Here is a 14,708-nt window from a genome sequence, read left to right as displayed (position 1 = left end):
GGCTGTTCCAATGTATATTCTAAGGGGTGCACTTTATTCATAAAAGCGAAGGTACCCAAGTGTAGTAGCATAATTATATTAGCTATGTTCTGGTTGTATAACCATACATCGCTTTATTAAATATAACAGCCAGCCGCCAAGTGGCAGTAAGATCAACTAGCCTTCCCGAACAAATACAATTTCTTCATTCTGCTCGTCAATCGTCAGTTGTTCATTCTCCAAGAACCAGATATCATTTTGCTCCATATAAAAAGTAATGCCGTCCACCTGCACCGTCACAGCCGGATATCGTGGACTATCCTTCATAATGCCAAATGAGTAAGGTCCTGTCGCACTGAAACCACTGTATCGGACAAAGACTCGTACGCTATCGCCGGTTACAAAATCCCATTCCGATTGAAAACGTTGTACAGCCTCAGAGGTTACTCGCAATTGCATATGAACTTCCTCCTCTATCATCATCTATTGGCTCATCCTGATGTATATGCGATGAACTTCTGTAACCATGATCATAACATGTTAATTGCCAATTGCCTACTATTACTCTATTATTTTTCCCAGATATAAGGAAACCAATAACTCCTATTCGTATCGCATTAATCCTGCTTCAGCGGCATACGCTTGTCATTACGCTGCTACAGCTTCACCCGCTGCAGGCGCAGTGCATTAAGCACAACTGATACCGAACTGAAAGCCATTGCCGCTCCTGCAAGCCAAGGCGCCAATAAGCCAAGTGCCGCAACAGGTATGCCAACCGAGTTATAAAACAACGCCCAAAACAAATTTTGTTTAATATTACGCATCGTACGACGGCTCATATCCATCGCATCAGCAATACCATGTAAATCACCGCGCATCAGCGTTACGCCGGCTGTTTCCATCGCTACGTCTGTACCTGTGCCAATCGCAAATCCGATATCCGCCAAGGCAAGCGCTGGCGCGTCATTAATACCATCGCCAACCATCCCGACGATCCGACCTTCCTGCTGAAATTGACGCACATGTTGTGCTTTTTGCTCTGGCAATACTTCCGCAAACACCTGATCAACACCAATTTCCTTGGCGATCGCTGCTGCTGTGCGCTCGTTGTCACCTGTCAGCATCACAACTTGTAATCCTTGCGCATGCAGCCTAGCGATGGCCGCCTTGGACGTCGGCTTCACGCGATCCGCGGCAGCTACGATGCCTGCAAACTGCCCGTCAACTGCAATTAACATAGCACTCTTACCTTGCTGCTCCATCTTCTGCATATCTGTTTCAACAGAGCGATAATCAATATTATGTTTAGCTAGCAAACGGCGCGTCCCAATCAGCACTTCATGACCTTCGATGAACGCCTCGATGCCATGTCCCGGAATTGCCTGGAACCTCTCAGGCTCCTCAGCCTCAACGTGCGGCTGTAGACCTTCAACGATCGCTTTAGCCAGCGGATGCTCCGAACGACGCTCAGCCGCCAGCACCATCCGTTTTACGAACATCTCATCGAATGATTCCACTGTAACAAAATCGGTGAGGGCAGGCTGTCCTTCTGTCACCGTTCCCGTTTTGTCCAACACAATTGTATTTACACGATAAGCGGTCTCTAAATGCTCCCCACCCCGGAAAAGGATGCCGAATTCCGCCGAACGCCCTGTTCCCGCCATGATCGAGGTTGGAGTAGCTAGCCCTAGCGCACATGGACACGCTATTACAAGAACCGCAATCATTCGTTCTAATGCCGTTCCAAACTGTTCAGGTTCGAGCATGAAATAACTGATAACAAATGTGAGTACAGCAAGGCCGACTACAATCGGCACAAAGATGGCCGATATACGGTCAGCAACACGCTGAATCGGCGCTTTAGAGCCTTGTGCCTCTTCGACGATCCGAACGATCTGTGCCAACGCCGTACCACTACCAACTTGTGTTGCCCGTATAACAAGTGCGCCGTGTGCATTTATTGTAGCGCCGTACACTTGATCGCCCTGCTGTTTGTCTACGGGTATGCTCTCGCCTGTGAGCATCGACTCATCAATCGTGGACGTTCCAGTTACCACTTCACCATCCACTGGAACTTTATCGCCCGGGCGTACCCGCAGCAGTTCTCCAACTTTAACCTGTTCGACAGGCACTTCAAGGTCAACTCCATCACGTATTACGGTAGCCGTCTTTGCCCGCAAGCCCATGAGCGCCCGAATAGCTTGCGAAGAACGTCCCTTGGCGGAAGCCTCGAACCATTTGCCAAGCAAAATTAGCGTAATTAATACGGCACTGGTCTCGAAATACATCTCTGCGTGATGCAATACGCCTGTCTGCCACTGCCAGGCCAGATATACGCTGTATACGTACGCTGACGTTGTGCCAAGAGATACAAGCACATCCATGTTTGCACTGTTATTACGCAGTGCTTTCCAAGCGCCTCGATAGAAGCGCCAACCGATAATAAACTGTACTGGTGCGGCTAACACCATTTGTACCCAAGGGTTCATTAAAAATTCAGGCAGCCATATCCAAGACGTAAAACTAAAATGGGACACCATTGCCCACAATAGCGGAAACGATAACACCGCTGATATTATAAATGTTGTCTTTAACTGCTGTGCGCTCCGATTGATTGGTGACTGCTCTTGATCCGACCCTGCTTGCTTCTTATATGCCTTGTAGCCTAATGAATCTACCTTACCAACGATATCATCCAACGACGCACCACTCGACTCGATATGAGCTGTCTCCGTCGCCAAATTTACCGAAGCATGCTCCACGCCCTTTAACCTCGTCAGCCCCTTCTCAATCCGCGTCGCGCAGGCTGCACAAGTCATCCCCTCGATCTGTAACTCATACGTCATTTTAGGAATCTGATATCCTAATTGTTCGACTTTATGAACGACATCTTCCCATTTGATGGTGTCACTGTTAAATTTCACTGTCGCTTGTTCTATGGCAAGATTGACAGATGCATGCTCCATGCCGTTCATTCGCTTCAAGCCCTTTTCAATTCGTGTTGAACAGGCTGCGCACGTCATGCCTTCAATCTGAAATGTCCGTTCCTCTTGATTCATAGCGGATCAGCTCCTATTCGGTATACCCCCACACCCTATGTAATAGGGTAAAATAATATTCCTATGCCGTCAGCTTAGATGACGTTGCTAGGAATTAGGCGGATGCGTGAATGCTGGTGTCGAACATAATAAAGCTGCTTTAGCGTCAGTTCAGAGCAAACCAGCAATCACGCACACGTTATTTCTGCTTAAACAATATCGTACCCTTGATCTTCAATCGCCTCACGTAATACTTCTGGAGTTACTTTCTGTTCGTCATACGTAATCGTTACTTGCTTATCCGCCAAGCTCACCTCTGCTTGTGCCCCTGCATTGGCTACCGCCTTCTCTACCGCTTGTTTGCAATGTCCACAAGTCATACCTTCTACTTGCCATGTAACGTTAGTCATATTGGACGTCCTCCTTCAAGTTAGGGCTTACTTCATCAGCTTGTTCATCGTCAACAGCAGCTCATCCAGCACTTCATGCTCGCCCGCCTGAATGCGTTCGACCACGCAGCTCTTCATGTGTCCTTCCAGCAGCAAGCGCCCCACAGAATTCAGAGCCGACTGAACTGATGCGATCTGATGCAGAACGTCATCGCAGTACGTATCCCGTTCAATCATTGCCTTAACACCTCTGATCTGACCTTCAATTCGGTTCAAGCGATGAACAAGCTTCTTCTTCGTCTCTTCCGAATGATGGCTTTTACGACCACCCATTCCGCAATGTAATTCTGAATCAGCGGAACAACAGTTGCCGTCGTCAGGTGTATGCTGTGGGACATCGTGTTCATTCATAGCGACAACCTCCTTCTTGCATTCATATTAACATACCCCCCACCCCTATTCAAGTGATTTTTATCTCGGGTATGTATTTTTCTTAAAATGGGTATTTTAACCGATGTAAAGCCCATTTATGATTAGCATTTGCCAAAATGGCTGTTTAATGGTTAAAATTTTACTAGATATATATGTTTTACATCACATGTGATCACATAAACAATTTAAGGAGTGTTAGTTATGAAACCCGCTGGAAAAGTATCCCGAGTAGCCTTGATTGGTTCAGGATTTGTTGGTGCAAGTTATGCCTTTGCGATGCTTAATCAAGGTGTCGCCTCTGAATTTGTCATTATCGACCTCAATCATAAAAAAGCAGAAGGCGACGCGATGGATTTGAACCACGGCATCCCATTTGCTAGTAATATGCGCATTTGGGCAGGCGACTACAGTGATTGTAAAGATGCAGATATTGTGGTGATCACAGCTGGTGCCAATCAAGCACCCGGTGAGACAAGACTTGATCTTGTCGGGAAAAATGCTGCTATTTTCAAGCATATTATCGACGCCGTGATGAAAAGCGGCTTTGATGGCATCTTTATTGTAGCAACAAATCCGGTAGACGTGCTTACATATGCAACCTGGAAATATTCCGGTCTGCCCGCCAACCGAGTGATCGGCTCAGGCACTATACTCGACAGCGCACGGCTACGCTCCCTGCTCAGCAGCGAACTTAAAGTCGATCCAAGCAGCGTCCATGCCGTCATTATGGGTGAGCATGGCGACACCGAATTGCCGATCTGGAGTCATGTGAACGTTGGAGGTATGCCGCTCGAAGATTTCCAAGCTACTCATGGTTATCCTTCACAAGAGAAATTGGATGAAATCTTCGTAAACGTACGTGATGCTGCTTATCATATTATCGAACGAAAAGGGGCTACCTACTACGGTATAGCTATGGGTCTTGCACGCCTGACCAAAGCCGTGCTGCGTAACGAGAACAGCATCTTGTCTGTATCCGCGCGGATGGATGGCCAGTATGGCCTAAACGATCTATATATCGGCGTACCTGCCGTTATTGGACGGGAAGGCATTCGTGACATTATTGAGCTTAAGCTCACACCAAATGAACAGTTAAAGTTCGAACATTCCGCTACCGTTATGAAACAAGCCATTAAAAGTATTTTTCCTGAACATGTTTAACTGCAAGCTGTACTTGCGCAACGTTTAACAACAATCAGCCCTTGTCTTGGCTCGCTCAGCGAAGCTCCATGACAAGGGCTGTTTCACTTCATGTTACACTGCTGCTGCCTTAAACTGTTGTTTCCGTTTTGCCACTCGCTTAAATATCTATTCCTTTAGGTGTACCATAACTCGACTCCTATACCAACTGCTCCTGCATGAACGAGTAGCAGCAGTTCGCCAGTCTACTGACAACCAGTTCCTCATGTTCAGCAATATAAAAATGGTTGCCCGGGAAACATTCCACCTGAAAATCGTGGTGGAACCAGTGCTTCCAGCCTTCCATTTCGCCACGCAAGGAATGATCGTCCTCACCGTACCATATCTGGACAGGTACAGGAATTGGGTCCACTGCGCGTGCGCTTTCACTTTCACTTTCACTGTCGCTGCTTTGTTGCGTATGACGCTCAATGATGGCAAAGTCTGCACGTAATATAGGGACAAAAACATCTCGCATTTCAGGCAAGCTTAACACAGAGGCATCCGCCGCACCGTACTCAGCCACTTTTTCAATAAAGGGGCCGTCCGGCAAATCAATAATTGATTCCTCTATTTCCACAAATTGAGGTGCGGAGCGAGCCGACAAGATCGCACGATCTGGCAGACGTCCCCCGTTCACATGCTGTCGCCGCAACCATTCGTAGCTTAACAATGCTCCCATACTATGACCAAATAGGACGACAGGCTTATCGTCTGACAAAATAGGTTGCATCATAAGGTCGATATCACTGACAGCATCTGCAACAGAAGCGTAAGGCGCTTCTCCGAATCTTCTTCCTCTCGCAGCAAGTTCAAGCGGAATCAATTCGATATAACTGGGCAATTGGCGTTTCCACCGCATATATACAGATGCAGACGCTCCCGCATAGGGAAGACAGCACAGTCTAACTTTCACTTCACTCATAGTCGTCCTCTTTCCTGTGACAAATACTCTTCCCACATCCCGATAAGCATGTCGTCCGTTAACATGCACACGAAAGGGGATGGCGACTTGCTTGACATACAGATCGATGCGCTATAATTCGCAGCAATACTTCCATATTGAAGCTTAACACGCATGTCCTGCTCCAACTGATCACCTTTATAGCAGCCTGCTTCACTCCACAAAAAGGGCTCTACGTCCATACTAGTTCGCGGCTTCATTAGAACAGCTTGTGCTTGCTGCTGCGGCAAAATGGCAAACTGATTCAGTCCGTAAGACAAGCCCCTGCCGTCCCACTTGACGTAGCTTTCTTTAAGTGTCCACCAGTCGCACAGTGCGGCTTGCTGCTCAGCCGCCTGTTGAATTCCCGCGGCCTCAGCCGGATGGAACCATCGTTCTGCAATATCATACGAGATGCGTCCGCGCTCCTCGATGTCGATGCCCACTGGCTCCAGATGACCAATCACACCAATCCAGTCACCTGAATGCGATAAATTGATATGCCAGCTTTGCTTGACCTCGTCAGGATCAAACGTGTCATCCTCAGCATAATTAACGGTAACTGCCTGTTCCCCCGTTTTGTTTAGGCCCCAATTCAATTTGCCATATGGGTTTCTCGTCCAAGGCTGATCGCTTGGCTTCATATCCGTCATCTCAGCCGTTAGCAGCCGTACCGCCAAATACCCTACCAAACATCGAACCCGATCGGCGTGTATCCGATAGGACAACACACGACAGTATTCGGATAAAGGCAGCCTGCTTTTCCATTTATTTGCCTGTTCACCTTGCTGCAGCTCGTAGCGATCAGGCTGAACTCGAATGAACCATACGACCGGCGTCCTCCCAGACACCGGTATATATTTGCCGCGTTGGCGCTCCGTATTAACTTGTTGGATTCCCGCGGTTTGCTCAGAATAAGCTACCATTTGATCTGCCCCATATCTTCAAGTGAAATTTCTCCAACAGCTAACTTATTTAACATATCGTCCAAATCGATCGTCCGTACGGTGTCAAGTATTGTAGGGTCGACGTCTGTGCAGCACTAGGCACCAAACCTTGCTGCGCCTCTATGACAACACGATGGTCTACCGCTTACGCATTAATTCGATGTACTTTCTATACGGTATAATGTTCGACTTCCGCATACAGAATTCCTTGTTTATCCGTTAACACAACCGAACAGGAGATCGTCTCTGCTCCTTGTACAGGCTTGCGTTTCAGCTTGGTATAGCTATGTAAAGAAGTTGGCACAGAACCGTACATACACATATTTTTGTAGGAAAAAGAGCGAGCACGACTTAAGCACTCCCGCCAAGCCCGCTGCATGGTCAAAATATGGCCCATGTTTGTCTTGACTGAATCTACCGCACAAAATGGCTTAAAACTGGCTGTCTCCAATTCCATGCCGCAAATAACGCCTTTGTATCCGTCTCTTCAAATAGCTGCTCGAACCGCTCATCCCGCTCCTGATCCGGTGTTCGTTTCGTTTCAAATACCGAACATAGCATATGCAGCGCCTTGTCCATCTGATCTCGGGTCGGAATGAGACCCGTACGATCTAGTTCCTCTTGAATTTGTTGAACTTGGCGGTAAGGTTCGATGACACCAAGACGATATTCCTCATCATTCCAGTTGCTATTTTTGGTACATACTGCGATCGCTAGCGCACGAATGACAAACTTCTTCGCTTTTTCGTTTACGATGTGAACTGTCTCATCCGGAGCAGTCTCTTCAGATGCAGCTTCAGCAGCATGAACCGGCAAGCAGCTCAGAAGTTCAGCTGGAACTTGCTCCCACTCTTTTGCCTGAATGTACGTGTAGGTTTTGAATGACATACCTCCTCGGGCAGCAAGCTGAGTCAGCACCTGATTAGGCGCCATCTCTACGGCATGCGTAATCCCTTCTGCTTGCATCCACTCCATCATCGCCTGCCATTGCACCGCTGACGTCATCTGCTGAGTCAACAACGAAATGATATCTGCCTCCGAGTTGTAGGGCTTTGCAGTTACGTTCGAAAGTACCGGAATCGCCAGCGATTTAAACGAAATTGCCTGGAGTTCGGACTGGAATTTCAACGCCGCTTGTTCCATATAGGGGCTATGGAAAGGTGCACTTACCTTTAAGGGAATCGCCATCCCACCCAAGGCTTCCAGTTGAGTCATCGCCCGTTCTACAGCTTGAGACTCCCCCGAAATGACGGTTTGGGAACGATTATTATAGTTCGAAACAACTACCGTTCCACTGTTATTGGAACATTGCGCGCACACCTTATCGACCTGCTGCGCCTCCAACCCTTGAATAGCTGCCATTGCACCGCCTTGAACAGCTGCTTCCTGCATAAGCTGACCTCGCCGATTAACGAGACGAACCGCATCTGTAACACTCATCGTGCCTGCGGCTGTAAGTCCAGACAATTCGCCTAGGCTATGTCCAGCCAACACATGAGGTGCGCTAGACAAATAACTTTGAAATACGCGATAGGAGGCGATACTCGTTGTTAAAATAGCCGGCTGTGCATATTCGGTACGTGTAAGCTGATCAAGTGGTCCCTCAAAGCTAAGTTTCGTTAAGTCAAACCCTAATGCGTCATTAGCCTCTTCAAATACTTGTTTAGCCACGGTGTATTTTTCTGTTAATGCCTTGCCCATACCTACCTGCTGTGATCCTTGACCCGGAAACCAAATTGCCCATTTTGTCATTTTCCTTACCTCCATTATGGAATATGTAATTACCATTTTAATTGGGAAAGCAAATCTTGAATGACAGCATTCTCTTCCTGAGTAACAGTCTGTGCGGAGGCACTGGCTGTAGTATATTGTGACCTTTCGATTACAGAGGCTTCGCCAATCTCGTTAACTGTGTATGCCTCCATAATTGTAATGGAATCACCGCCTGCTTAAAAAATGACTATGTCGGTGGATAGGAAGGCAAACGTTGTGCAATGGAGCCTCGTACCCACTCTATGGACCATCCTCTACCAAACATTAATGATAAGTCGTACACACCGTGGCTTCCGTCGGCCCATAGGAGTTAAACACTCTATTCGTCTGAATGAGACGGTCCACATGCTGTGCATGAAGTACATCACCCCCTGATACGAATAAACGTATAGAATGCGGAGCAGGAAAATATCGGATTAATTGCTGTAACAGCAATGGAGTCCACGAAACGATCGTTATTTGTGGATTATGTATAAGAGTCAGGAATCGCTCCGTGTGGACCTATCGGCACGAAGCAGCCGCCAATCTGTAACACTGCGATCATCGTGCCAATTGAATAGCAGGAACTATTCAAAAACTATTAGTCGTTAATATACGCTCAATGTTATAGGGCATTAATGAGAACATCGTATGAAACAGTGGGTTGCGCGATAAATCGCGTTCTAATGAGAGATGGTGTAATAGGCGTTCAAGAGGATAAGCATGATGAGATAACGCCTCTTTGGTAATGCTGGAAGCTTCATTTATAAACTGCTCGACCGTCCATGCTCGGTTTATTTGATGTCGGATCGGCACAGTTTAGACAAACATGCAAATTATGCCATTTAGGTTTGGTTGATCGTGACCCGAAACAGGTACACCAACAACAAGGTCTGATTGCCCTATCCATTTGGCAAGAAAGGATTGATAAGCTCCAAAAGAAGTGTAAACAAAGTTGTATGTAATTGGGGAGCCCACTCCCTTAACTGAAGAGTCACTTCTGGCGAAATGTGCATACAGGCATAGTTATTGTTAAAGCGCTTGTCCTCAGGCTGCTCAAAGTCCGTCGGCAAGTCCAACGGTCCAGAAATGGTTGCGAATGGCGTCCGCCAGAAAGCTTCATGCTCTAGCAATCGCTGCTCATATGCAGCGCTGCGTTGCCATTCCGCACATCAGCTAATGAAGCAGAATGGTCTGCTTTGCAATCCATCCCAATGGCCTCGTCTGTCTCGTCGTATAGTTGGTGCAGTTGCTTTAACAATTGTTCATTGGACTGTCCATCCGTAATGATGTAATGCATATCGATCATTAGCAGGTGCTCCTTGCTCCTGATTATGGAGCGACTGCTCTTCACTTGCAAGCGTGATTTACGGTAAGCTAGCAAATCACTCGTAATACTGTCAGCCTGTTCGTTTGCACGTGGATGAAGCCCTGTGCAAGAGCTAGGCGATTCAATCCGAAACAACTGAGCTTGGCATATAATCGCCCTAGTCCATAAGTGACCGCATAACTCGATAGCTGCTGGTCCTCATATTAATCGTATATTCCATACACAGTGTCAAAATTCAACTGAATTCCACTCCAAGGCCATCCTTCTGTATCTACGTTCCAGTTGACTTGCTCCGCCAATCGATACATCGGATAAACTTGATTGCGCTTCTACCCATCTTGATTTTATGTTGGACAGAGAATACTTAAAGGTCATTTCCTAGTCCATTTGAAGAGAAACAAACATCCATTTATTTAGCCCTCATTTGGACTGGCTGCTGTCCAGAAAGGTAGGCATTCCCAATAAATCGATCGTATGTCCATCATAGCACAATTCCGTTAGTCTACTGACTCGATTTGTCACAGCTCCAAGTAAAACCATGCCGAGCCCTTACGCAGATTGTCGCACAATACGAAGCCACTCCTGTGCTGACGAAACGACATACGTGTACACGATAGGCGTGCCAGTAGGTCGTGCTTACGCACGTGACGCGCTGACCAATTGCGAAGGAGCCGTTGCAAATTTATGATGCCAATAAGCCGCCTCACTCGCAAACTGGCCCTGATTCAACCTACCTAATATACGAATCGTTTCTTCCATAACCGGGCGTCCTGCCACAAACGAACCGACTGACACATCGGATTTTCCTGTCAAGCTATGTGTCCATAAGTGGACCAAGCTTCCATTTAGCTAAATCACCCTTGCGATACATGCGCTCATGTCTCCGCCACGGCTTTTTGGTATTTGGGGGGTCTATGTGCGTAAGCTTCTCCCCCATCAATGCCCTCACGACACCATCATCATCTCGTCCGATCGTTCACAGCAGATAGCGATAAACGAACCATGACAAACACCCTCCTGCATTAATTTGTGCAACAAGCGATTTGCAGCAGTTCAGCATATGTGTAGGCTTAATCACTGCTATCCACAAACAGAGTTGCTGATTAGATGTTAGCAAAACCTGACGTTCCAATATATCCACCAATGTAAGGTGATCGCTGTAAGGCACATCCGTTTGTTGATGTGCTTTGCACCAATGATCATAGTGTTCCAATAACACCAAATCGGTCTCAGTCAACTGTTGTTCGCGATCAAATAACAACTGATTGAGCGTTAACTCTGCAAATCATGTAAATTGAGCACCTTTGACCGATAACAGCCTGTTAAGCCATCTTCTACTAGAGAAGGTTAATTTCATCTACACATAAATCTCGAATATACCTTATTTTCCCGTGTTGAAAATATGAAGATTTCATTCTTTTTGTTCACAAAAATTCATATTGTCCTTTATTACGAGATATTGTAGCGTATTTCGCACGAATGCGGAAGTCATAATATAGATATAGGCGAATACGGTGACGATTGCTGTACATTTACGAATAAATGAACTATGGTGTAATCTTGAGGCGAGGTGGACAACTATGGAAAATAAAATGAAACAAATCGTAGAAGCTACGAAGCTCAAATTCGGATTGGACAACTATTATTTACGACAGCACGAACTTTATCGAGACGTAAACAGGTTTCAGGAGACGATCTATACTCTAAGTATGGAGTGGTATCCGACACACCTGCCGGAGCAGGTAGAGGAAGGCATAAACCCTGCAGGGACAGCCGTCATTCAATATGAATTAAGCACCGGTCAATATAGAAGTGTCATCTTTGTACAAAACACTTCTTATGCAAATGGACCGATTTGCTCACCTATTAGCTTAAATGAACTGGTGAAATGGGTGGAGACGGAATCCGCGCTCGTTTATGGCCAGCAGTTTCACTTATTAAATCAACAAGAGGACCGCTTCCAATTTTACCTGTCTATAGATGGCACTCCCATTGCGCCTTCCGGACAGATCGAGGTTAAATTCAATTATGAGGGAAAACTGGTGCAGTATTCGATATATGGTCAATATCCGCGGGCATCTTTTGTACAAACAGAGTTGTTTTCGCTATCCCTTCATAAAGTAGAATCCCTTGCTAAACGTCAATTAAAGCTGCTGGAATATCCCGCTCAAGAACAGCAGCGACACATCCCGTTGTATGCAATGGAAGAAACGTATGTGACAAGTGATGGACTAGCGACCATTCCAATGCAGCTCGTAGCGGACACACAAGCTCATCTCACGATTGATCATGTTGTGGAGTGGACGGATCAACAAATCGAACCTTTTGAAAGAATAGCCCTAAATGAGCCAGAAATCATTACCTTCGAGCAGGCTGCTGTATGTGAGCCTCATCCTGATACCTATCCCATTACAATAGAGGAACAAGCGAAATGTATGGAGGCGGTAAAAAAAGCAATGGCTCAGCTGTATCCTGACGATTCCGGAAAATGGGTGCTCAAGACGTTGCATCGCGAGCGAGGATATATTCAAGCGGTACTCCGGACTCGGGAAACAACCAAGCATTTGTTTGCACGTAAACTGCTGCTGTTCATCGATACGGACCGTGATGCTGTCGTAAATCATATGGACAACATAACATTGCTTCGTATGTTTGATACATTTGAGAGCGCAGAAGATGTTCAGGTTAGCCACGAGGAAGCTTACTTCAAGCTTACAGACAAGATTGAACTATCACCTGTTTACGTTTACAATGCAGCCCAGAAAAAGTATGTACTGTGCGGCAAATTGGATTGCCATTTCGGTGTACACGCCGTAAGTGGAGAGGTCTTGTCCTTGAATGATTTGCATTAATGGATCAACTACTTTTTTGTTATTAAGAACAATTCGTTTAAGTGAGTTCAAAAGACGGTTGTAAGTAGACACATTGCAATTCACAACATTATGAACCACCTGATATAAATTGAACTACTCCTATTGAAAATAATAACAAAAACAATGCTGTAATAACAAAGAGGAATAACTTCATTAACTTCCATTCTTTGTTTCGCAAGTTTATTTGTTGCTCAACTGTACTTAAACGATTTCCAAAATGATTTGGATCTTTATGATCATTATTCATACGTAACAAGTCCTCCTAATTAGTAGGTTCTAAATGATATACATTAAGGAGAGGTCGAGCAGCCGCCCGACAGTTCCCCCAATTGGACAGGCTACTCACGTTCAATGTAGTTGATCCACTGACCTTCATCAGATGATATCCGATCCAAGCTTTCTTAGCGCAATCCGGAGTATCTGTGGGGCATGTATATTGGTATCCTTTAACCGTTGTGTTTGAGTTAGGATTTTCCGCAATAAAATAGTCTGTTACAGTTGTATAAACATAATTATATAAGGCTTTATCATAGAAAGCCTTCGAGGATGCCAATGTCTCAATTACATCAGATTGCTGAGATTGGAAGGGTAGGGCGTCCAGATTTACGCTTCTTCTAATTACAGTTATGTCATCATTCGAGGCAAGTATTTCAGAAGGTGTTCCTCCGGAGGATAGTGCTTTTGCTGCTGTACTATTCTTATAGCTTGAAGTCTGGACAATAATGTTCTCAATTACAACAAACCACTCTACACCTTTCTTAATAACTGGAAGGTCGTAGGCAGGAAGTTGTCCTTCGTCCTCAAATGTTTGTTTAACAGTTATACTACAGAGGTCATCACTTTTTTCTGATATCTTGATTTCATAATCTGTTAGATCATCATATTTTGATGTTTCTGAAAATGCACCCTTCATAACCTTTTGCCGATCACTTGACGTGAATCTTAAATCTATTGACGATTCAATATATGATGTGTAGTCACTATAGTTTTTTAGGGCTTCAAAAAATTTGAATGATACACTTTTAACCTGTTCATACTCATCATTTTCGTTATTACTTGCTGCTGCACTCCCAACAGCGGAAAAAAAGTGAGAAAGATTGTATATGCTAGTAAGGTGGAAACTAACTTTCTGTACATATATAACCTACAAATTTTGGGTGTAATATCCATTAATCAATGAACGTATCCTAGTTTAATTTCCTTTTAATAACGGTTATATTTTCATTTTTAGCTAAAACGGTCACTCGTGGTGATGAGAGGATTTTATTTTTATTATTTTTCAAATACTCGATGTTAGTAACTGAATTCGTTCAATAACAACTACCCACTTATCACCTTTCTTTACTACAGGAAAAGCATATGCAGGTGCTTCCCCGACATCTTTAAAAGTTTGGCTAACTACTGCGTGGTATTCCGTTTGACTGATGGGGGTATACTTCTGAACCACATAACTAGTAAGCATCTCGTATTTGTCTGGCTCTGAAAATGCGCCCTTCATAACTTTTGCCCTCTCGTCAATACTTTCAAATCTCTCATCTTCGGATAATCTCATGTAGGTGTCATAGTCACTGTAATTTTGCATGGCATTAAAAAATGAGACCGTTACATCTTTTACCTTGTCTAATTCTGAGATGGCCTTCCCCTTATTACTACTTTCCTGGGAACAAGCAGCTAGGAATACAACAATCATTAAACACGAAATGATGAGGCGTGATATTTGAAAAGTTTTCTCCTTCATTCTTTACCTCCTTAGATGTGATCCTCCCCCAGACATATAGTTTCCTTTTCATGGTAACATTATCATACATTAATTAACAGGTACTTAATTACTATTAATGACTATATT

Annotated in this window: 20 protein-coding genes; 2 read left to right on the top strand and 18 right to left on the bottom strand. The window is 45.1% G+C overall.

The window, feature by feature from the left end; all coding sequences use genetic code 11:
• Positions 1-156: 156 nt before the first annotated feature.
• From H509_RS0111795 to H509_RS0111780, 4 genes are all read right to left on the bottom strand, one after another.
• On the bottom strand, positions 157-438 hold the full coding sequence (locus H509_RS0111795; protein WP_028545270.1) for a HesB/YadR/YfhF family protein: 282 nt from the start codon (positions 436-438) through the stop codon (positions 157-159).
• Between the two features lie 197 nt (positions 439-635).
• On the bottom strand, positions 636-3,038 hold the full coding sequence (locus H509_RS0111790) for a heavy metal translocating P-type ATPase (protein ID WP_028545269.1): 2,403 nt from the start codon (positions 3,036-3,038) through the stop codon (positions 636-638).
• 188 nt (positions 3,039-3,226) lie between these two features.
• Entirely contained in the window at positions 3,227-3,427 is a 201-nt protein-coding gene (locus H509_RS0111785; protein ID WP_028545268.1) for a cation transporter, read from the bottom strand.
• Between the two features lie 27 nt (positions 3,428-3,454).
• Positions 3,455-3,739, bottom strand: coding sequence for a metal-sensitive transcriptional regulator (locus H509_RS0111780; RefSeq protein WP_245596062.1), 285 nt, complete (start codon positions 3,737-3,739; stop codon positions 3,455-3,457).
• A 300-nt stretch (positions 3,740-4,039) separates the two neighbouring features.
• On the opposite strand from H509_RS0111780, the gene H509_RS0111775 reads away from it, so the two are divergent.
• The gene (locus H509_RS0111775) at positions 4,040-4,999 is read left to right on the top strand and encodes an L-lactate dehydrogenase (RefSeq protein ID WP_028545266.1); all 960 of its coding nucleotides are present in this window, start codon (positions 4,040-4,042) and stop codon (positions 4,997-4,999) included.
• A gap of 178 nt (positions 5,000-5,177) precedes the next feature.
• Here H509_RS0111775 and H509_RS25020 read toward each other — a convergent pair whose 3' ends face one another.
• From H509_RS25020 to H509_RS0111735, 11 genes are all read right to left on the bottom strand, one after another.
• Entirely contained in the window at positions 5,178-5,942 is a 765-nt protein-coding gene (locus H509_RS25020; protein ID WP_051286972.1) for a thioesterase II family protein, read from the bottom strand.
• Positions 5,939-6,886 (bottom strand): 4'-phosphopantetheinyl transferase family protein, encoded by a 948-nt coding sequence (locus H509_RS26755; protein WP_028545265.1) that lies wholly within the window; start codon positions 6,884-6,886, stop codon positions 5,939-5,941. Before H509_RS26755 ends, H509_RS25020 begins: the two co-directional genes overlap by 4 nt.
• Before the next feature lie 190 nt (positions 6,887-7,076).
• On the bottom strand, positions 7,077-7,364 hold the full coding sequence (locus H509_RS0111760; RefSeq protein WP_157277635.1) for a hypothetical protein: 288 nt from the start codon (positions 7,362-7,364) through the stop codon (positions 7,077-7,079).
• Positions 7,322-8,659 carry an ACP S-malonyltransferase gene (gene fabD / locus H509_RS0111755; RefSeq protein ID WP_028545263.1) on the bottom strand — a complete coding sequence of 446 codons (1,338 nt, stop codon included), beginning with the start codon at positions 8,657-8,659 and terminating at the stop codon, positions 7,322-7,324. Before fabD ends, H509_RS0111760 begins: the two co-directional genes overlap by 43 nt.
• Positions 8,660-8,688: 29 nt before the next feature.
• Positions 8,689-8,832, bottom strand: coding sequence for a hypothetical protein (locus H509_RS28185; RefSeq protein ID WP_211234330.1), 144 nt, complete (start codon positions 8,830-8,832; stop codon positions 8,689-8,691).
• A gap of 112 nt (positions 8,833-8,944) precedes the next feature.
• A complete protein-coding gene (locus H509_RS28765; protein ID WP_157277709.1) occupies positions 8,945-9,163 on the bottom strand; it encodes an AMP-binding protein in 219 nt (72 codons plus the stop codon).
• 87 nt (positions 9,164-9,250) lie between these two features.
• The gene (locus tag H509_RS28760; protein ID WP_157277632.1) at positions 9,251-9,475 is read right to left on the bottom strand and encodes a condensation domain-containing protein; all 225 of its coding nucleotides are present in this window, start codon (positions 9,473-9,475) and stop codon (positions 9,251-9,253) included.
• Between the two features lie 86 nt (positions 9,476-9,561).
• Positions 9,562-9,792, bottom strand: a complete 231-nt coding sequence (locus H509_RS28580; RefSeq protein WP_028545262.1) for a condensation domain-containing protein — start codon at positions 9,790-9,792, stop codon at positions 9,562-9,564.
• Positions 9,786-10,124, bottom strand: coding sequence for a hypothetical protein (locus H509_RS27645; RefSeq protein ID WP_157277628.1), 339 nt, complete (start codon positions 10,122-10,124; stop codon positions 9,786-9,788). Before H509_RS27645 ends, H509_RS28580 begins: the two co-directional genes overlap by 7 nt.
• Before the next feature lie 501 nt (positions 10,125-10,625).
• The gene (locus H509_RS27640; RefSeq protein WP_211234329.1) at positions 10,626-10,826 is read right to left on the bottom strand and encodes a hypothetical protein; all 201 of its coding nucleotides are present in this window, start codon (positions 10,824-10,826) and stop codon (positions 10,626-10,628) included.
• A gap of 139 nt (positions 10,827-10,965) precedes the next feature.
• A complete protein-coding gene (locus tag H509_RS0111735) occupies positions 10,966-11,250 on the bottom strand; it encodes a hypothetical protein (protein WP_028545260.1) in 285 nt (94 codons plus the stop codon).
• A gap of 319 nt (positions 11,251-11,569) precedes the next feature.
• Here H509_RS0111735 and H509_RS0111730 point away from each other — a divergent pair, with 319 nt between their 5' ends.
• Positions 11,570-12,841 carry a hypothetical protein gene (locus H509_RS0111730; protein WP_028545259.1) on the top strand — a complete coding sequence of 424 codons (1,272 nt, stop codon included), beginning with the start codon at positions 11,570-11,572 and terminating at the stop codon, positions 12,839-12,841.
• Between the two features lie 88 nt (positions 12,842-12,929).
• On the opposite strand, the gene H509_RS25010 is transcribed toward H509_RS0111730, so the two are convergent.
• The 3 genes from H509_RS25010 to H509_RS0111715 form a co-directional block, all read right to left on the bottom strand.
• Entirely contained in the window at positions 12,930-13,109 is a 180-nt protein-coding gene (locus H509_RS25010) for a hypothetical protein (protein ID WP_036696975.1), read from the bottom strand.
• A gap of 15 nt (positions 13,110-13,124) precedes the next feature.
• Positions 13,125-13,775, bottom strand: coding sequence for a hypothetical protein (locus H509_RS0111720; RefSeq protein WP_028545258.1), 651 nt, complete (start codon positions 13,773-13,775; stop codon positions 13,125-13,127).
• 366 nt (positions 13,776-14,141) lie between these two features.
• On the bottom strand, positions 14,142-14,600 hold the full coding sequence (locus H509_RS0111715) for a hypothetical protein (RefSeq protein WP_028545257.1): 459 nt from the start codon (positions 14,598-14,600) through the stop codon (positions 14,142-14,144).
• Between the last annotated feature and the right edge of the window lie 108 nt (positions 14,601-14,708).

Source organism: Paenibacillus taiwanensis DSM 18679 (assembly GCF_000425125.1).
Taxonomy (GTDB): domain Bacteria; phylum Bacillota; class Bacilli; order Paenibacillales; family Paenibacillaceae; genus Paenibacillus_B; species Paenibacillus_B taiwanensis.
The sequence above is the reverse complement of the archived record's forward strand: the minus strand, read 5'-3'. Positions and strand labels throughout refer to the sequence as shown.